This is a genomic window from Pseudomonas sp. PP3 (assembly GCF_905336995.1).
Taxonomy (GTDB): Bacteria; Pseudomonadota; Gammaproteobacteria; order Pseudomonadales; family Pseudomonadaceae; genus Aquipseudomonas; species Aquipseudomonas reinekei.
Genome location: NZ_HG995459.1, coordinates 234407 through 253271, shown reverse-complemented (window position 1 = coordinate 253271; position 18865 = coordinate 234407). Strand labels below are relative to the sequence as shown.

The following is an 18865-nucleotide window of genomic DNA, read 5'->3' as shown; positions in this document are numbered from 1 at the left end:
TGCTGACGTCAACCGACTGTCGGTTTGTCATAAAATTGCCCGACAACCTGCCCACTGACCTCGCAAGGAGCAAAAAACATGGCCTATTGGCTGATGAAATCCGAGCCCGACGAACTCTCGATCAAAGGCCTGGAGAAGCTTGGCAAAGCGCGCTGGGACGGGGTTCGCAACTATCAGGCACGAAACTTCCTGCGGGCCATGGCGGTGGGGGATGAGTTTTTCTTCTATCACTCCAGCTGCCCGGAGCCGGGGATTGCCGGGATTGGCAAAATTATCGAAGCCGCGTATCCGGACCCAACGGCGCTGGAGCCTGAAAGTCATTACTACGACCCCAAAGCCACACCGGAGAAAAACGCCTGGAGCGCGATTGATGTCGCGCATGTCGAGACGTTTTCCAAGGTACTGAAGCTGGACTATCTCAAGCAACAGACGGCACTGGCCGAGATGCCGTTGGTGCAGAAGGGCTCGCGGCTGTCGGTGATGCCGGTGACGGCCGAGCAATGGGCGGCTGTGATGGAGCTGCGTTGAAATGCTTTTGTAGGAGCTGGCTTGCCAGCGATGGCGATCTTGAGGGCGCTATCGCTGGCAAGCCAGCTCCTACAGGATCCAGGATTACTGGATGATCAGGTTGTTGAACAACAAATCCTCAACCACCGGCTTGCCCGTTTCATCGTTCATGATTTGCTGGGTCTGCTTCAACGCTTCCTGACGCAGCTTCTCTTTGGCCTCGACGTTGTTCATCGTCTCGGTAGTCTGCTGGGCAAACAACGCCACGAGCTGATTACGAATCAGCGGTTCGTTGGCCTTGACGGCTTTGGTCGCTTCTTCGCCGGTCACTCGCAACGCCACATCGGCCTTGTAGACCTTGAGTTTCGGTGTGCCATCCAGCCCGTAATTACCCACGAACGGCGGGCTCAGGGTGATGTAATTGACCTTTGGAGCTTCACCTTCTTTGGCTTCTTCGGCCAGCGCTGCCACAGGCAGAGACAGGGCCAGCATCAACATGATCCACGCTTTCACAATTCGCTCCTTATCCGGTTTGCGGCCTAGCATATCGACCCGCCGCGCAAGCACAAGCTTATGGCTGACTATCAGGGCCGGGCATGCTCGTTGACCCATCGACTCACACACCTACACTTATCGGCCATCACTCCCAAAGGAATAGCCCTGATGAAAGCCGTGCTGTGCAAAGCCTTCGGCCCTGCCGAATCGCTGGTGCTGGAAGACGTCGCCAGTCCTGTCGCGAAGAAGAATGAAATCCTGCTGGACGTGCACGCCGCCGGGGTCAACTTCCCCGATACGCTGATCATCGAGGGCAAGTACCAGTTCAAACCGCCCTTCCCGTTTTCACCGGGCGGTGAAGCGGCCGGCGTGGTCAGTGAAGTGGGTGAAAAGGTCAGCCACCTGAAAGTCGGTGACCGGGTCATGGCCCTGACCGGCTGGGGCAGCTTCGCCGAGCAGGTCGCGGTGCCGGGCTACAACGTGCTGCCGATTCCACCCTCGATGGACTTCAATACCGCCGCCGCCTTTAGCATGACCTACGGCACCTCGATGCACGCACTCAAGCAGCGCGGCAACCTGCAACCGGGTGAAACCCTGCTGGTCCTCGGCGCCTCCGGCGGTGTCGGCCTGGCCGCTGTAGAAATCGGCAAAGCCATGGGCGCCCGGGTAATCGCCGCCGCCAGCAGCGCCGAAAAACTCGCCGTAGCCAAGGCTGCGGGGGCCGACGAACTGATCAACTACAGCGAAACCAGCCTCAAGGACGAAATCAAACGCCTGACCGATGGCCAGGGCGCCGACGTGATCTACGACCCGGTGGGCGGCGACCTGTTCGACCAGGCCATCCGCGCGATCGCGTGGAACGGCCGCCTGCTGGTGGTCGGCTTCGCCAGCGGACGCATTCCCGAACTGCCGGTGAACCTCGCATTGCTCAAGGGCGCAGCGGTGCTGGGCGTATTCTGGGGCTCGTTTGCCCAGCGCCAGCCGCAGGACAATGCTGCGAATTTCCAGCAACTGTTCGGCTGGTTTGCCGAAGGCAAGCTGAAACCGCTGGTGTCGCAGGTGTATCCATTGAGCAACGCAGCTCAAGCGATAAATGATCTCGGCCAGCGCAAGGCGGTTGGGAAAGTAGTGGTGCAGGTTCGCTGAATCCGCGCTGGACATATTGAGAAGGCCAAAGCAACTCACAAGCTGCTCTGGCCTCCACTTCCAATACACAAATTGTTTCTATTCAGTATCAACATCAACAGCGAAATATTTAGCGGTAAATATATAAATCCCCCTTCCAAAAAATTGCGTTAACTTCCCAATTACAGATCAATGCGCCGGCAAACTCTAAAACCTACAAGCCAAGCATATGAGATGTTCTGCTATCAGCCTCGCTCTCAATTGGAAAGCGTAATCTGAATTCGGGAATAATTGACATGGAGTCGTCATATGTCTAACGCAAACAAATATTTAGGTCCCCATATAAAAACCGGGCCAAACTCATACGAATTAGCCCCCATACCAGTCAAAGCAGAAAGATTAAACCCAGGGATAGAAGGATTTTTTTCAGGCGCCTGGGGTTTAAATGAAGGTCCCCATAGAGGCACTAGCAGTGGGCCAGTAAAGCTCAGCCCGCTTACACCTTTCATATGGGATGACTTGATGCATGAAAGAAGCATTAACAGCACATACATTGATAGTGAATACGCCGGATTATATAACAACCTTTTCGCTTCCACAATTGCCGAACTGGATTACGCGAAACAAGTGGCCGGCGCCAACCATCCTCTATCACCAATTGAAAAAACAAAGGTCGAGCAAAAAGCGGCGTTGACACTTATTCAGAATAAATCAATAGAGTATGAAGCACGTAAGCCGAGCGCCTATTCACTTTACGGCCACAACCCATTTTTCCTAATGAAGGAGCTGTCCTTTAGAAAAATTTTCGAAAGCTTACACACCTCTCCTCCTGACGCGTCCGTGGCCTATACCGCGATAGATACTGCTTATCGATCAGCATTAGACCTAAAACGCATTTCGCTACAAATGAATATTTTAGCTAAACAGCTCGAACATTTAGCAAACAAGCGAGATCAATCTGAAATCGAAGCCCAGATTGCAAACTCGACATCTACTGTGGACGAAAAATTTTCGGTCATTAAAGATGAAATAAACGTTCATTTTGACCTTTTGCCGCATTTTATTCTCGAAAAAATTATTGCTGCGACGGGAGCTACAATTGGCGCGACGCTCGCCCAATCGCTGACAAGTTATAAAATCACAATAAACAATCTAATCGCGTCCGAGCAATCAGCTGTAAGGCCTTATGCGATAGCAAACCCGGCAATTAAATCGCCACTGAGCACTCCAGAACTTGAAGCGCTCAACAACCTCGTTGATCTACAGGCAAATACCAATTTAGGCAGGCGATGGCAGGACTATCACTTATCCCTCCTTCACACTGAAATTGCGCGCCATCTAACTGAGACAAGTAGCGCTTTTTCTGGACTGATCGCTCGCTCTCTAGCAGTCGAACAGCAGCAGGAACAGGTACGTATTGAAACTGAGCGGCAGCTAGAACGGCTACGTATTGAAGCTGAGCAGCAAAGGGAGCAGCTGCGCGTTGCAGCAGAACAGGAGGCATACCAGCAAGCCCTTGCTTTGGAAAAAATACAAAAAGACGCATTAAGGGAAAAGTACCAGATTGAGAATGTGAACCTATCCACAGCTAGCGGAGATGCAGCATCTGTAAGGCCGCTAGTGGTCACACCAGATGGCTTGATTGCAGGATTTGAAGGCTCGCCTTTTTCTCTGGCCCGATCTGTCGAGTCCCTAAGTGTGCGCTCGAACCCGCTGGGTGTTTTCTTGGCCTCTATCTTCTATACGCCAACTCTCGGAAACGGTGAGCTACAGCGTAACCCTGTGGTTGTGTCGATACCGCTCTCTCAATTGGGTGATGGATTCGACAACCAGATCAACTTAAAAAATCAGAGCGAAACAAATTTACCCATACGAGTACTATCTTCCTCAAGAGGCGAGCATACTCAACTTTACTTATCTCAAACGGGTGAAAATCTATCCGCACGAGTTAGAGTCCGAACTGCGAAATTTGAGCCGACCACAAATCTTTACACGTTCACCACTGAAGGTTTTCTACCAAGAACACTTACATGGACGCCAAATAGCGCGCCTGGAAAAGATGGTATTGGCTCCACGGAATTACCCTCCGATCAAAACGGCATCGAGATCTATCCAGGGGCCAGAGTCACTCAACTTGATGGAAGAACTGACGAACATCCCTCATACGACGATTTCGATCTAGACGACTACGTCCTGATTTTTCCGACTGATTCAGGCATTGATCCCATCTACATCATGCTAAGCCGAACCGGCCCACGATACGAACCGGGGACGGTAAACGGGGACGGACAAATCTTTGGTGAAAACTGGTTAGAGAGCGCGACAGAATCAGATGGAGTTCCGATTCCCGCTCAGATAGCAAATCAATTGCGCGGTAAAGACTTCAGAAATTTTGATAAATTCAGAGAGAATTTTTGGGTCGCGGTATCAAATGATCCGAAGTTAAGCATGGAACTGAGTCCGCTGAATAAAGCGATAATGAAGAACGGGCACTCACCCTATGCCCCTCAAAGCGAGCAGGTGGGGAGAAGAGAAAAATTTGAAATCCACCATATAATTCCAATTCAAAAAGGTGGAGAGGTCTATAATGTTGACAACATGCTTATTACAACTCCTAAATCTCATATTGCAATACACTCAAACAACAACGGTGAGACGCTATGAATCCAGTAAAAAAATATGAACAATATACTGAATCAGAGTTTCTAGAGACAATTAAAAGATTGTTCGACGGAAATTATGCTTCGGAAGAAGAACTGGATACCATAGTTCGCAACATAGTGCTTGCATCCGAGCATCCCGACGGAACGGATATTCTTTTTTATCCTAAAGCAGGCGTTGAGAATTCACCTATTGGAATACTTAACAGCATCAAGGAGTGGCGTAAAACAAACGGAAAACCTGACTTTAAATCAGACTAATGACCAATGGCGCTGCACCTTATGCCGCACCTCTCGACAGTGTCGGCGGCAGGGAAAAATTGAGATCCATCATAAGCAAAGAATCACCGATGCCGGAGCGGTACGATTTGGATAACCTAAGTATTCTAACTCCAAAGGCACACATAGAACTACACAAAAAGGTGATCTACAATGATTCTCAAAGATAAGTTAGAGGATTATACAGAGGCGGAATTTTTAGCTTTTTTAAGAGGCTTTTTCGAGAATGACAGCGGCCTATCGGGGGAAGCATTTAGCGAGTATTCGGTTAAGCGGATGCGTCATTTTGAGAAAATCACGGAACACCCTAGAAAACGACTGGTTTTAACCCGACCTATTGGGCGCGTAGATAGTCCAGAAGGAGTGCTCGAAGAAATTAAAGAATGGTGGAAAGTTAACGGCAAACCCGGCTTCAAGCTAGAGTAAATATCAGCGAACAAAACAGCGTCACCGGCCTAAGCGGTGACGCTGTCGATTCAAGCTAAAGCATCTTGCGAATGTCCTCCGGCAAATACCGCACATACCGCGAAACCGGGTTGTTCAGGCATTGCCTGACAATGATCGGCACCTTCCTGTTGAGCTTGGCGATCAGCGCCAGACGCTGCTCATTCGTCAGCGCTGTCGTAGAGAATGAGTTCGACAGGTAGGCGCGGGTGAAATGGAATGCAGGAGAATCGATCCACGATTGCTCTGCGACATGAACAACTGCTTCGTTCAGATCGCGACATTTCAACTCCTTCAGCCATTTATTGGTGTGGAGCGGCAAAGACGAGTTGAACCTGAACTGCATGGGCGCGACCACTTCCTGCTCTGCAGGCCTGCCCTCCTCCACCATCCACGGTTTGAACCGCCACTGCTCTATGGCAACCCGAGTCGCCTCGGCCAGTTCAGGGTGATCGCTTTGCAGGATGTTCACCTGGCTGACAGAGCCATCGGAGTGGGCTACGAAGCTGACTCGAACATCACCAATGATTCCGGCCCTTTGCAGCGCAACCGGGTAAATAGGCCGAGGGTTGTTTTCGGGTATCAGAAAAAACTCCGCTGCCCGGGTCTCGCCAGACAACGCCAACCCCAGCATCAACAAAAACCACCGCATAACCACTCCCCTCTACACCTCAAATGCCAAGCCTGGCAGCCGGACAAAGGTTAAAGAGAGAGCGTCTTGAGCTGAAGATCATGACTTCCGGTAACGACGCAGGACATTTCCCAAAGACTTGCCTTATTCCTGCCAGCCCCCTGCGTAAAAATGGAAACCGGTGAAATCTCCTACAACGCCCTTCACTTATATCTGAGCGACATGCTCATGAAGGAATGCTCGAATTCCAACATTTTCACTGTTTTGCCGATGAGAACCGGTGCTATTTTCGGTAACGAAACTGTAACATTCGCATCCGCAGTCAAAACAAGAAAACTGGAGCTCCTGAATGTTTGCTTTCTTTCGTCCTGCCGCACATCAGGCTCCATTGCCTGAAGAAAAAATAGACAGCACCTACCGCCGCCTGCGCTGGCAAATCTTTGCCGGTATTTTTATCGGTTATGCCGGCTACTACCTGCTGCGCAAAAACTTCTCCCTGGCCATGCCTTACCTGATCGACGAGGGCTACACCCGGGGTGAGCTGGGGGTGGCGTTGTCGGCAATTGCCATTGCCTACGGCTTGTCCAAGTTCCTCATGGGCATCGTTTCCGACCGCTCCAACCCGCGCTTCTTCCTGCCGTTCGGCCTGATAGTTTCGGCTGCCGTGATGTTCACGTTCGGTTTCGCGCATTGGGCAACGTCCAGCGTGACCATCATGTTCGTCCTGCTGTTCATCAATGGCTGGGCGCAGGGCATGGGCTGGCCGCCAAGTGGCCGGACCATGGTGCACTGGTGGTCGCAGAAGGAACGCGGTGGCGTGGTGTCGCTGTGGAACGTGGCGCATAACGTCGGCGGCGGCTTGATCGGCCCGCTGTTCCTGATCGGCATGGGCTTGTTCAATGACTGGCATGCCGCGTTCTACGTACCGGCGGCGGTGGCCATGGCCGTGGCGGTGTTCGCCTTCATCACCATGCGCGACACCCCGCAATCGGTGGGCCTGCCGCCCATCGAGAAGTACAAGAATGACTATCCGGAAGGCTACGACGCCAGCCACGAAGAAGAATTCAGCGCCAAGGAAATCTTCGTCAAATACGTGCTGCGCAACAAAATGCTCTGGTACATCGCGATGGCCAACGTCTTTGTCTATCTGCTGCGCTACGGCGTACTGGACTGGGCGCCGACCTACCTCAAGGAAGCCAAGGGCTTCACTGTGGACAAGACGTCCTGGGCGTACTTCTTCTACGAGTGGGCAGGCATTCCGGGCACGCTGCTGTGCGGCTGGATGTCGGACAAGATCTTCCGCGGCAACCGTGGCCTGACCGGCATGGTGTTCATGGCGCTGGTGACCGTGGCAACGCTGGTGTACTGGCTCAACCCGGCCGGCAACCCGACCGTCGACATGATCGCCCTGGTGTCCATCGGCTTCCTGATCTACGGCCCGGTGATGCTGATCGGCTTGCAGGCGCTGGAACTGGCGCCGAAGAAGGCCGCCGGCACGGCAGCGGGTTTCACCGGCCTGTTTGGCTATCTGGGTGGGTCGGTCGCGGCCAGTGCAGCGATGGGCTACACCGTGGACCATTTTGGTTGGGATGGCGGTTTCATTCTGCTGATCGGTGCCTGCCTGCTGGCGATGGCCTTCCTTGCGCCAACGCTGTGGCACAAGCAAGTCGCCAGTCAGAGCCGCGAAGCAATCGCCTGATCAAGCTTTGATTTGCAACGCTTGAGCCGCGCCTCCAGATTCCGGTCTGGCATGGCGTGGCTACGCAGGGCGTGAGCGGTCTGCTCGACATAATCGCGAGTCGTGCCGTAACGCCCACAAGCGTTTTCAAACACGTGGCTCAGCACATGATCCGGCAAATTGCCGGCATAGCTGGGCAAATGCCGCTCCAGAACAAAGCCCAATGCCTGAACCTGGCTTCCGTCTTCGAGACGGCAGTTGAGCCAGTGTGGACGATAAGAAGGGAACGGCATCTCGCGTTGCCAAAGTGCATACAGCGACGCCTCAAGTTGCTCTTCAGGCAGACGATAAGCAAAGCCGCTGCATGAACCGCCACGATCCAGGCCAAAGACCAGGCCGGGCATTTCCGGTGTGCCGCGATGTTCGTGGGACCACAGGTACAAACCGCGATGGTAGCCATGCACCCGCCCGCGAAGCCGTTCAACCGCGGTGCACTCGGGACGCCAGATCAGCGAGCCGTACGCGAACAACCACACCGGCCCACCCTTGTGGCGCGCCATGGTCGATTGCATCGAGCTGAGTAATTGTTCGTGCGTGAGCTGCGGCCCCAGATCGAGCCGTGGAGGGTAAGCCAGATTCAAAATGGACGATTCAATGGCGCTCATGGCGATTAGCGTTTAACTCCCCGCGAATAAAGAGTTACTTAATAGAACGCACCGCTGTAACAATAAGGCACATATGTTTTTCAAAGCAATTCAAGTGCCATGGAACTGATGTTAATTAATTACTTGAACACAATATAACCTACCGGCATTTATATGATTTTATAAATACCGATAGGCTATATAGGGGGTTATAACCAGGAGCGAGCTTGCTCCTAGAGTGTGTAAGGACAGCATCAAGATCGGGGGGCGTAGGCAAATACGTCGGCGCGCATTTGATGGGCATCCATCCCGGCCTCGACCAGCGCATCCAGCGTGCCGTAGACCATGGCCGGCGAGCCACTGGCGTACACGTGCAGAGTCTTGAGATCGGGAAAGTCTTCGCAAACGGCTTCATGCAACATGCCGCAACGCCCCTGCCAGCCACATTGATCGCTGACGACCTTATGCAGGAACAGGTTGGGCAACTTCAGCCATTCGTCCCAATGCTCGATTTCATAGAAGTCTTCTGGACGGCGAACGCCCCAATACAAGTGCACGGGGTGCTTGAAGCCTTCGGCGCGGCAGTGTTCGATCAAACCGTGGACCTGACCCATGCCAGTGCCCGCGGCAATCAGCACCAGTGGACCGTCCGGCAGTTCGGCCAGGTGCGTATCGCCGAATGGCATGTCGACCCGCACCATCGTGTTGCCTTGCAGCTGTTTGATCAGGTTTATTGCACTGGCTTCGCGCGCCAGGACGTGAATTTCCAGATCACGCCCACCGGAGGGCGCCGAAGCCAGGGAAAAGGATGACTTCTCGCCATTGTCCCGGTGGATCATCAAGTACTGGCCAGCGTGATAACGCGGAGGCTTTCCGGCCGGCGCCCGCAGCCGTACCCGCCAGGTATCGCCACCGACTTCGGTGCAACTGGTGACCTGACACGACAGAGTGCGCACCGGTAACTCTCCCAGCGCGAGCACGCCATCCCACAGCACGATGCAGTCTTCCAGCGGCTCTGCTATGCAAGTGTAGAACTCGCCATGGTCGCGCACATTACCCGCCTGCTCGACACGCCCCTCCACCAGCAGCGCGCCGCACACGTGGCAATTACCGTTGCGACAGCTTTGCGGGCAGTCATAGCCCAGACGACGGGCGCCATCGAGGATCCGCTCGCCGGGCAGAATCTCAAGCACTGCTCCGGAGGGCTGCAAGGTTACACGCATCAATCTATTCCTAACTGATTCCAGATGGCATCGATCCGCTGGGTCACGGCATCGTCCTTGACGATCACCCGACCCCACTCTCGCGTGGTTTCGCCCGGCCACTTGTGCGTGGCATCGAGCCCCATCTTCGATCCCAGGCCGGATACCGGCGAGGCGAAGTCGAGGTAGTCGATCGGCGTGTTCTCGATCATCACTGTGTCGCGCTTGGGGTCCATGCGCGTGGTGATGGCCCAGATCACGTCATTCCAGTCCCGCGCATTGATATCGTCGTCAGTGACGATAACGAACTTGGTGTACATGAACTGTCGCAAAAACGACCAGACACCCAGCATTACCCGCTTGGCGTGACCCGGATACGACTTTTTCATGGTCACGACGGCCATGCGGTACGAGCAACCTTCAGGCGGCAGGTAGAAATCGGTGATTTCCGGGAACTGCTTCTGCAGGATCGGCACGAACACTTCGTTCAACGCCACGCCGAGAATCGCCGGCTCATCCGGCGGACGGCCGGTGTAGGTGCTGTGGTAGATCGGCTTGATCCGATGGGTGATGCGCTCGACGGTGAACACCGGGAAGCTGTCGACTTCGTTGTAGTAACCGGTGTGGTCGCCGTACGGGCCTTCATCGGCCATCTCGCCTGGATGGATCACGCCTTCGAGGATGATTTCGGCGGTGGCCGGCACTTGCAGATCGTTGCCCCGGCATTTCACCAGCTCGGTACGGTTGCCGCGCAACAGACCTGCGAAGGCATACTCGGAAAGGCTGTCGGGCACCGGGGTCACGGCGCCGAGGATGGTCGCCGGGTCGGCACCCAGCGCCACAGCTACCGGGAACGGTTGGCCCGGATGCTTCTCGCACCATTCGCGGTAATCCAGCGCACCGCCACGGTGGCTGAGCCAACGCATGATGACTTTGTTGCGGCCGATCACTTGCTGGCGGTAGATACCGAGGTTCTGCCGATCCTTGTTCGGACCTTTGGTGACGGTCAGGCCCCAAGTGATCAGTGGCGCAACGTCGCCCGGCCAGCAGGTCTGCACGGGCAGTGTCGAGAGATCGACGTCATCACCTTCGATGACCACTTCCTGGCAGATCGCATCTTTGACGACTTTGGGCGCCATCGAGATGATCTTGCGGAAGATCGGCAGCTTGGACCAGGCGTCTTTCAGCCCCTTTGGCGGCTCGGGTTCCTTGAGGAACGCCAGCAATTTGCCGATCTCGCGCAGCTCGCTGACCGCCTCGGCACCCATGCCCAGCGCCACGCGTTCGGGGGTGCCGAACAGGTTGCCGAGCACGGGAATGTCATAGCCCACAGGCTTTTCGAAGAGCAGGGCCGGGCCTTTGGCGCGCAAGGTGCGGTCGCAGACCTCGGTCATTTCGAGCACTGGGGACACCGGAACCTGGATGCGCTTGAGTTCGCCGCGCTGTTCCAGGCCGCTGATAAAGTCGCGCAAGTCGCGATACTGCATGCGTGAGCCTCGTATTGGCCGTGGCGTTCGGGGGCAGGCAGTTTAGCGCCGAACCCTTCCATTCAGAACCACGAACTGCCGCTTGATCAAAAATCAGATAGCAAAAAGCCGGGTTTCCCCGGCTCAAGCGCCCTGTATGGCTGTCTCTGTTCGTCAACTTCGGCGCCGCTGGCTCATATCCTGCGTTGCTGCTCCTCGCCATAGCGGGCTATGACTCGTCGCAGCGCCTTGGCTATGAGCCAGCGGCATCCGAATTTGAACTAACGAAACAGCCACACAGGGCACAGCCCTGCTCGACTTACTTGCGTTTCATCGACAGGAAGAACTCATCGTTGGTCTTGGTCGTTTTCAGCTTGTCGACCAGGAACTCGATGGCAGCGACTTCGTCCATCGGGTGCAGCAACTTGCGCAGGATCCACATGCGCTGCAGCTCGTCGTCGGCGGTCAGCAACTCTTCGCGGCGAGTACCGGAACGGTTGATGTTGATAGCCGGGAACACGCGTTTTTCAGCGATGCGACGATCCAGAGGCAGTTCCATGTTGCCGGTGCCTTTGAATTCCTCGTAGATCACTTCGTCCATCTTCGAGCCGGTTTCAACCAGCGCGGTGGCGATGATGGTCAGCGAGCCGCCTTCTTCGATGTTTCGCGCAGCACCGAAGAAACGTTTCGGTTTCTCCAGGGCGTGGGCATCGACACCACCGGTCAGTACCTTGCCGGAGCTCGGAATCACGGTGTTGTAGGCGCGAGCCAGACGGGTGATGGAGTCGAGCAGGATCACCACGTCCTTCTTGTGTTCGACCAGGCGCTTGGCCTTCTCGATCACCATTTCGGCAACCTGCACGTGGCGGGTTGGCGGCTCGTCGAACGTCGAGGCAACCACTTCGCCGCGCACGGTGCGCTGCATTTCGGTTACTTCTTCCGGACGTTCGTCGATCAGCAACACGATCAGGTGAACTTCAGGATTGTTACGAGCGATGTTTGCCGCGATGTTCTGCAGCATGATCGTTTTACCGGCTTTCGGCGGTGCAACGATCAGACCGCGCTGGCCTTTGCCGATCGGGGCGCACAGGTCGATGACACGACCGGTCAAGTCTTCGGTGGAACCGTTACCGGCTTCCATCTTCATGCGCACGGTCGGGAATAGCGGGGTCAGGTTCTCGAAGAGAATCTTGTTTTTCGCGTTTTCCGGACGGTCGAAGTTGATCGTGTCGACCTTGAGCAGCGCGAAATAACGCTCGCCTTCCTTCGGAGGGCGGATCTTGCCAACGATGGTGTCACCGGTGCGCAAGTTGAAGCGACGGATCTGGCTCGGCGAGACGTAGATATCGTCTGGGCCGGCGAGATAGGAGGCGTCTGCAGAGCGGAGGAAGCCGAAGCCGTCCTGGAGAATCTCCAGCACGCCATCACCGGAGATTTCCTCGCCGCTTTTCGCGTGCTTTTTCAGCAGGGAGAAAATCACGTCCTGCTTGCGCGAACGGGCCATATTTTCTATGCCCATCTGTTCGGCCAATTCGAGCAGTTCGGTAATCGGCTTTTGCTTGAGTTCAGTCAGATTCATATAGGAATGACGTAATCATTTATGGAGGGGGGAAATTAAGCTTTTGGCTTAATGAGGCCGCGCCGCGGAGAAGGCGACAGGATCGCGTACTTATTCGAAAAGGAGAGCGTCGGCGACGGCTAGCAGGGGGCACTGGAGAAACCAGCGCGGGGCCGAATGTAACACCTGAGTTTCGGAGCGTCTAGCCCTCAATAACGAAAAAGCCCCGCAATATGCGGGGCCTTTTTTTGACAAGCTACAACGACGCTTAGATGTTGGCGTCGAGGAAAGCGGCCAGTTGCGACTTCGACAGTGCGCCGACCTTGGTCGCTTCAACGTTGCCGTTCTTGAACAGCATCAGGGTCGGGATACCACGCACGCCGTGCTTGGCCGGGGTTTCCTGGTTTTCGTCGATGTTCAGTTTGGCAACGGTCAGCTTGCCTTTGTAGGTCTCGGCAATCTCGTCCAGAACAGGAGCGATCATTTTGCAAGGGCCGCACCACTCAGCCCAGTAGTCGACCAGTACAGCGCCTTCAGCCTTGAGTACGTCGGCCTCGAAGCTAGCGTCGCTAACGTGTTTGATAAGATCGCTGCTCATGGAATTCTCCAGGGTTGTAAGCAAAAAAACGTGGCCCATCATAGCTGCCCTTCCCGTGTTCAGGAAGCCGCAGATGATTGAGTCTCGCTATGGTGGTCCATGAGTTTGGGTATAGCCCAAGTCACGCCGTGGCGGGAGCGACGAATGCAATGCCGGTACGCAGCGCAGCGTTGCGCACGTGTTCGTGCATGGCTTTTTGCGCCGCACCAGAGGCCCGCCGGGCCAGTGCACGAAGGATTTTGCGGTGTTCCTGCCAGGTTTCCATGGCTCGCTCTGCCCGGATGAACGGCAGTTTCTGGCTCTCCAGAAAGATGTCGGCGCTGTTAGTGAGGATGCTCAGCATCGCTTGATTGCCGCTGGCCAACAGGATTCGGCGGTGGAATTCGAAATCCAGCCGCGCCGCTGCTTCAAAATCGCCGGCCTTCAATTCGTTGCGCATGGCGGCGACATTGTCTTCCAGCGCATCAAGCTCCTCGGTACTCAAGGTCACGGCCGCCAGCCCTGCGGCAAATCCCTCCAGCGCATAGCGCAACTGGAAGATGTCCAGCGGCGACGCCTGCGCCGCGAACGGCCAGCCCGGCGCCGCATCGCCTCGCGGCAGCTCCACTGGCGACTGCACAAACACGCCTTTGCCCGGCTGGATACTGATGACTCCCAGCGCGCTCAGCGATGACAACGCTTCACGCAACGACGCCCGACTGACCCCCAACTGCACCGCCAGGTCTCGTTGCGAGGGCAAGGCATCACCCGGCCCGAAGCCCTGTTCGGTGATCAGTTTGCGGATGGCTTGCAGCGCCACTTCGGGTACGGCACGGGAGATCGAGTTCATGGTTTTCCAGACGAACCAGGCCAATGTGCGGCCAGTTGTAAAGCTATTCGCGGCGCCCGGCAAGTCGTGCCCCATGGGGGTTCGGAAATTTTCACGGCTGCGCCATCGAGGTGCGAAACGCAACCTGACTGTTCAGACCAGTAAGACCGTCCGACACCAGTAAAACCGCGCTCTGGCGCCTCCAGATCCCCGGGTTGGCATGGCCCGTGCTCTGTCGATCCGCAGAAATCACTTCTTGCCGATCCGGAGATTTGCCATGACCCAGCGTTACAGCGCCCTCCTCGCCGCCTTGTTCGCCAGCCTGATGCTGAGCCAGGCTCCCGCCCACGCCGACGGTCTGGAGGATGTGGTCAAGCGCGGCGTCCTCAAGGTCGCCGTGCCTCAGGACTTCCCGCCGTTCGGCTCGGTCGGCCCGGACATGAAACCACGCGGCCTGGATATCGATACCGCCAAACTGCTGGCCGACCAGCTCAAGGTCAAACTCGAACTGACCCCGGTCAACAGCACCAACCGCATTCCGTTCCTGACCACCGGCAAGGTCGACCTGGTGATTTCCAGCCTCGGCAAAAACCCCGAGCGCGAAAAAGTCATCGACTTCTCCCGCGCCTACGCACCGTTCTACCTCGCCGTGTTCGGTCCGCCAGACGCCGACATCAAAGGCCTGGACGACCTCAAGGGCAAGACCATCAGCGTCACCCGTGGCGCCATTGAAGACATCGAGCTGACCAAGGTCGCCCCCGAAGGCGTGACCATCAAGCGCTTCGAAGACAACAACTCGACTATCGCCGCGTACCTGGCCGGGCAAGTCGACCTGATCGCCAGCGGCAACGTGGTGATGGTCGCTATCAGCGAGAAGAACCCGAAACGCGTGCCGGCGCTGAAAGTGAAGCTCAAGGATTCGCCAGTCTATGTCGGCGTGAACAAGAACGAGCCGGCGCTGCTGGATAAGGTCAACCAGATCCTCGTCACTGCCAAGGGCGACGGCGCGCTGGAGAAGAACGCCATGACCTGGCTCAAAGAGCCGCTGCCGGCCGACCTCTGATCCGGCGCGCAGGAGACACGCTATGGCTTATCAGTTCGATTTCTTGCCGGTGGTACACAACACCGATCTATTGCTGCGCGGTGCGTTGTTCACCCTTGAGCTGACGGCCATCGGCGCGGTGCTCGGCGTTGGGCTGGGCATCGTCGGGGCACTGGTACGGGCGTGGAACATTCGCCCGTTCGCCGGGATCTTCGCGGTCTACGTCGAGTTGATCCGCAACACGCCATTCCTGGTGCAGTTGTTTTTCATCTTCTTCGGCTTGCCGTCACTGGGGGTGCAGATTTCCGAATGGCAAGCCGCGGTGCTGGCGATGGTGATCAACCTTGGCGCCTATTCCACCGAGATTATCCGCGCGGGCATTCAGGCGATCCCTCGGGGGCAACTGGAAGCCGCCGCGGCGTTGGCGATGACTCGCTTCGAGGCGTTTCGCCACGTGGTGCTGCTGCCGGCGCTGGGCAAGGTCTGGCCGGCCCTGAGCAGCCAGATCATCATCGTCATGCTCGGCTCGGCAGTCTGCTCGCAGATCGCTACCGAAGAGCTGAGCTTCGCCGCCAACTTCATTCAGTCGCGCAACTTCCGCGCCTTTGAAACCTACGCGCTGACCACCTTGCTCTATCTGTGCATGGCGTTGTTGATCCGTCAGTTGCTGAACTGGATCGGCAATCGCTACATCGCGAGGAACAGCCGATGAGCGATTTCACCTTCTGGGACATCGTGCGCAACCTGCTCACGGGCCTGCAATGGACGCTGGCGCTGTCGCTGGTGGCGTTCATCGGCGGCGGTGTGATCGGTTTGCTGATCATGGTCATGCGCATTTCGAAAAAAACCCTGCCGCGCAGCTTCGCCCGCACTTACATCGAGCTGTTCCAGGGCACACCGCTGTTGATGCAGTTGTTTCTGGTGTTCTTCGGCGTGGCGTTGGCCGGGATCGAGATTTCGCCGTGGATGGCGGCGGCGATTGCCCTGACGCTGTTCACCAGCGCCTATCTGGCGGAGATCTGGCGCGGTTGCGTCGACTCGATCCCCAACGGCCAGTGGGAAGCCTCGTCGAGCCTGGCGCTTAACCCGCTGGAGCAGTTGCGCTACGTGATCCTGCCGCAAGCCCTGCGCATCGCCGTGGCGCCCACCGTGGGCTTTTCGGTGCAAGTGGTCAAAGGCACAGCGGTGACCTCGATCATCGGCTTCACCGAACTGACCAAGACCGGCGGCATGCTCGCCAACGCCACCTTCGAACCGTTCATGGTCTACGGCCTCGTCGCCCTCGGCTATTTCCTGCTGTGTTACCCCTTGTCCCTCAGCGCGCGCTACCTGGAAAGGAGACTGCATGCCTCTGCTTAGAATTTCCGCCCTGCATAAATATTACGGCGATCACCATGTGCTCAAAGGCATCGACCTGAGCGTGGAAGAAGGCCAGGTGGTGGCGATCATCGGCCGCAGCGGCTCGGGTAAATCGACCTTGCTGCGCACCCTTAACGGGCTGGAGTCGATCAACGACGGCGTGATCGAAGTCGACGGCGAATACCTCGACGCCGCCCGGGCCGACCTGCGCAGCCTGCGGCAGAAGGTTGGCATGGTGTTTCAGCAGTTCAACCTGTTCCCGCACCTGACGGTGGGCGAAAACGTGATGCTCGCACCGCAAGTGGTGCAGAAAGTCCCCAAAGCCAAAGCTGCCGAACTGGCGCGGCAGATGCTGGAAAGGGTTGGATTGGGTGAAAAGTTCGATGCTTTCCCTGATCGACTGTCCGGCGGGCAGCAACAGCGGGTGGCGATTGCCCGGGCGCTGGCGATGTCGCCGAAGGTTTTGTTGTGTGACGAAATCACCTCCGCGCTGGACCCGGAGCTGGTCAACGAAGTGCTGAGCGTGGTTCGGCAACTGGCCAAGGAAGGCATGACGCTGATCATGGTCACCCACGAAATGCGCTTTGCCCGGGAGGTGGGTGACAAGCTGGTGTTCATGCATCACGGCAAGGTCCACGAGGTCGGGGACCCGAAAGAGCTGTTCGCCAGGCCGCAGACGGCGGAGCTGGCGAATTTCATTGGGACGGTGGAAGCAACGGGCTAGCACCTCTGTGTTGGATCAAGGCTTTGCAGCGAACGCGTTGGCGTCAGCCTTTGATCGTGGCACGATGTCGAGGTTATCGACCGAGACCCCCTGACCATGCCGCAATCTCAAGCCAAGAATCTGTCCCTGATCGCCGCAATCGACCTGGGCTCCAACAGCTTTCACATGGTCGTGGCCAAGGCCCAGAACGGCGAAATCCGTATTCTCGAGCGTCTCGGGGAGAAGGTTCAGCTGGCGGCCGGCATCGACGATGAGCGCAAGCTCAGCGAAGAATCCATGCAGCGCGGGCTCGATTGCCTCAAGCGTTTTGCGCAACTGATCAACGGTATGCCGCTCGGCGCTGTACGGATCGTTGGCACTAACGCCCTGCGTGAAGCCCGCAACCGCGCTGAATTCATCCACCGCGCCGAAAAAATCCTCGGCCACCCGGTGGAAGTCATCTCTGGCCGTGAAGAGGCGCGCCTGATCTACCTCGGCGTGTCCCACACCCTCGCCGACACCCCGGGCAAGCGCCTGGTGGCCGACATCGGCGGTGGCAGTACCGAATTCATCATCGGCCAGCGCTTCGAACCGCTGCTGCGCGAAAGCCTGCAAATGGGCTGCGTCAGCTACACCCAGCGCTATTTCAAGGATGGCAAGATAACCCCGGCCCGCTACGCCCAGGCGTACACCGCGGCGCGGCTGGAGATCATGAGCATCGAGCACGCCCTGCATCGCCTGACCTGGGATGAAGCCATCGGTTCCTCGGGCACCATCCGCGCCATCGGCCTGGCGCTGAAGGCCGGTGGCCACGGCGCAGGCGAAGTGAACGCCGAAGGCCTGGCCTGGCTCAAGCGCAAGCTGATGAAGCTCGGCGATGTCGAGAAAATCGACTTCGAAGGCATCAAGCCGGACCGTCGGGCGATCTTCCCGGCGGGCCTGGCGATCCTCGAGGCCATCTTCGATTCCCTCGAACTGCAACGCATGGATCACTGCGAAGGTGCCCTGCGTGAAGGCGTGCTGTATGACCTGCTCGGTCGCCATCATCACGAAGACGTGCGCGAACGCACCCTGACTTCGCTGATGGAGCGCTATCACGTCGATCTGGAACAGGCGGCGCGGGTCGAGCGCAAAGCCCTGCATGCCTTCGATCAGGTGGCCAAGGACTGGGACCTGGAAGACGGCGTCTGGCGCGAACTGCTCGGCTGGGCGGCCAAGGTCCACGAGGTGGGCCTGGACATCGCTCACTACCAGTACCACAAGCACGGTGCCTACCTGATCGAGCACTCGGACCTGGCCGGGTTCTCCCGCGAAGACCAGTTGATGCTCGCACTGTTGGTGCGCGGCCATCGCCGCAACATCCCCAAGGACAAATTCGCCGACTTCGGTGATGACGGCATCAAGCTGATTCGCCTGTGCGTGCTGCTGCGCTTCGCGATCCTGTTCCACCACATCCGCGGCACCCAGCAAATGCCTCAGGTCGAGCTCAACGCCAATGGCAACCAACTGGAAGTGGTGTTCCCGAAAGACTGGCTGGATGAAAACCAGCTGACCCAGGCCGACTTCGAAATTGAAGCGCAGTGGCTGACGCGGGTCGATATCGTCCTCAAGGCCCGCTGAAATTCGCGCTGTAGGAGCCGGCTTGCTGGCGATGCAGCATCACGCC

The 18865-nt window shown here is 56.9% G+C and carries 19 protein-coding genes; 11 read left to right on the top strand and 8 right to left on the bottom strand.

Features of this window, described 5'->3' with window-relative positions; all coding sequences use genetic code 11:
- Positions 1–78: 78 nt before the first annotated feature.
- Positions 79–528: an EVE domain-containing protein gene (locus KHO07_RS01120; RefSeq protein ID WP_075946414.1), complete on the top strand. Its 450-nt coding sequence runs from the start codon at positions 79–81 to the stop codon at positions 526–528.
- Positions 529–612: 84 nt separating this feature from the next.
- On the opposite strand, the gene KHO07_RS01115 is transcribed toward KHO07_RS01120, so the two are convergent.
- Positions 613–1020, bottom strand: coding sequence for a flagellar basal body-associated protein FliL (locus KHO07_RS01115; protein ID WP_150734072.1), 408 nt, complete (start codon positions 1018–1020; stop codon positions 613–615).
- 150 nt (positions 1021–1170) lie between these two features.
- On the opposite strand from KHO07_RS01115, the gene KHO07_RS01110 reads away from it, so the two are divergent.
- The 4 genes from KHO07_RS01110 to KHO07_RS01095 all read left to right on the top strand — a co-directional run bounded on the left by KHO07_RS01110 (position 1171) and on the right by KHO07_RS01095 (position 5492).
- A complete protein-coding gene (locus tag KHO07_RS01110) occupies positions 1171–2148 on the top strand; it encodes an NADPH:quinone oxidoreductase family protein (RefSeq protein WP_046053779.1) in 978 nt (325 codons plus the stop codon).
- 288 nt (positions 2149–2436) lie between these two features.
- Positions 2437–4791 carry an S-type pyocin domain-containing protein gene (locus KHO07_RS01105; protein ID WP_212626276.1) on the top strand — a complete coding sequence of 785 codons (2355 nt, stop codon included), beginning with the start codon at positions 2437–2439 and terminating at the stop codon, positions 4789–4791.
- Positions 4788–5048 carry a bacteriocin immunity protein gene (locus tag KHO07_RS01100; RefSeq protein WP_075946418.1) on the top strand — a complete coding sequence of 87 codons (261 nt, stop codon included), beginning with the start codon at positions 4788–4790 and terminating at the stop codon, positions 5046–5048. The genes KHO07_RS01105 and KHO07_RS01100 overlap by 4 nt, the downstream gene beginning before the upstream one ends.
- Positions 5049–5219: 171 nt before the next feature.
- Positions 5220–5492 carry a bacteriocin immunity protein gene (locus KHO07_RS01095; protein ID WP_212626275.1) on the top strand — a complete coding sequence of 91 codons (273 nt, stop codon included), beginning with the start codon at positions 5220–5222 and terminating at the stop codon, positions 5490–5492.
- A gap of 55 nt (positions 5493–5547) precedes the next feature.
- Here KHO07_RS01095 and KHO07_RS01090 read toward each other — a convergent pair whose 3' ends face one another.
- Positions 5548–6162 carry an energy transducer TonB gene (locus KHO07_RS01090; RefSeq protein WP_212626274.1) on the bottom strand — a complete coding sequence of 205 codons (615 nt, stop codon included), beginning with the start codon at positions 6160–6162 and terminating at the stop codon, positions 5548–5550.
- Between the two features lie 328 nt (positions 6163–6490).
- Here KHO07_RS01090 and glpT point away from each other — a divergent pair, with 328 nt between their 5' ends.
- Complete coding sequence (gene glpT, locus KHO07_RS01085; RefSeq protein WP_075946421.1) at positions 6491–7840, top strand: glycerol-3-phosphate transporter; 1350 nt, start codon at positions 6491–6493, stop codon at positions 7838–7840.
- Here the strand turns inward: glpT and KHO07_RS01080 are convergent.
- From KHO07_RS01080 to KHO07_RS01055, 6 genes are all read right to left on the bottom strand, one after another.
- Positions 7816–8484, bottom strand: coding sequence for a gamma-glutamylcyclotransferase (locus KHO07_RS01080; protein ID WP_150734068.1), 669 nt, complete (start codon positions 8482–8484; stop codon positions 7816–7818). The two genes, glpT and KHO07_RS01080, sit on opposite strands and share 25 nt — an antisense overlap.
- Positions 8485–8717: 233 nt before the next feature.
- Positions 8718–9686 (bottom strand): CDP-6-deoxy-delta-3,4-glucoseen reductase, encoded by a 969-nt coding sequence (locus KHO07_RS01075; protein ID WP_150734067.1) that lies wholly within the window; start codon positions 9684–9686, stop codon positions 8718–8720.
- Positions 9686–11152 (bottom strand): 4-hydroxy-3-polyprenylbenzoate decarboxylase, encoded by a 1467-nt coding sequence (ubiD, locus tag KHO07_RS01070; RefSeq protein WP_150734066.1) that lies wholly within the window; start codon positions 11150–11152, stop codon positions 9686–9688. Before ubiD ends, KHO07_RS01075 begins: the two co-directional genes overlap by 1 nt.
- Before the next feature lie 298 nt (positions 11153–11450).
- Positions 11451–12710, bottom strand: a complete 1260-nt coding sequence (rho, locus tag KHO07_RS01065) for a transcription termination factor Rho (RefSeq protein WP_003206716.1) — start codon at positions 12708–12710, stop codon at positions 11451–11453.
- A 247-nt stretch (positions 12711–12957) separates the two neighbouring features.
- Complete coding sequence (trxA, locus tag KHO07_RS01060) at positions 12958–13287, bottom strand: thioredoxin TrxA (protein ID WP_003206727.1); 330 nt, start codon at positions 13285–13287, stop codon at positions 12958–12960.
- A gap of 121 nt (positions 13288–13408) precedes the next feature.
- On the bottom strand, positions 13409–14116 hold the full coding sequence (locus KHO07_RS01055) for a FadR/GntR family transcriptional regulator (RefSeq protein WP_150734065.1): 708 nt from the start codon (positions 14114–14116) through the stop codon (positions 13409–13411).
- 256 nt (positions 14117–14372) lie between these two features.
- Here KHO07_RS01055 and KHO07_RS01050 point away from each other — a divergent pair, with 256 nt between their 5' ends.
- From KHO07_RS01050 to ppx, 5 genes are all read left to right on the top strand, one after another.
- Positions 14373–15158, top strand: coding sequence for a transporter substrate-binding domain-containing protein (locus KHO07_RS01050; protein ID WP_150734064.1), 786 nt, complete (start codon positions 14373–14375; stop codon positions 15156–15158).
- 22 nt (positions 15159–15180) lie between these two features.
- Positions 15181–15849, top strand: coding sequence for an amino acid ABC transporter permease (locus KHO07_RS01045; RefSeq protein WP_075946427.1), 669 nt, complete (start codon positions 15181–15183; stop codon positions 15847–15849).
- Positions 15846–16496 carry an amino acid ABC transporter permease gene (locus KHO07_RS01040; RefSeq protein WP_075946428.1) on the top strand — a complete coding sequence of 217 codons (651 nt, stop codon included), beginning with the start codon at positions 15846–15848 and terminating at the stop codon, positions 16494–16496. Before KHO07_RS01045 ends, KHO07_RS01040 begins: the two co-directional genes overlap by 4 nt.
- On the top strand, positions 16483–17220 hold the full coding sequence (locus tag KHO07_RS01035) for an amino acid ABC transporter ATP-binding protein (protein ID WP_150734063.1): 738 nt from the start codon (positions 16483–16485) through the stop codon (positions 17218–17220). Before KHO07_RS01040 ends, KHO07_RS01035 begins: the two co-directional genes overlap by 14 nt.
- Before the next feature lie 96 nt (positions 17221–17316).
- Positions 17317–18819, top strand: a complete 1503-nt coding sequence (gene ppx, locus KHO07_RS01030) for an exopolyphosphatase (RefSeq protein WP_150734062.1) — start codon at positions 17317–17319, stop codon at positions 18817–18819.
- Positions 18820–18865: the final 46 nt, after the last annotated feature.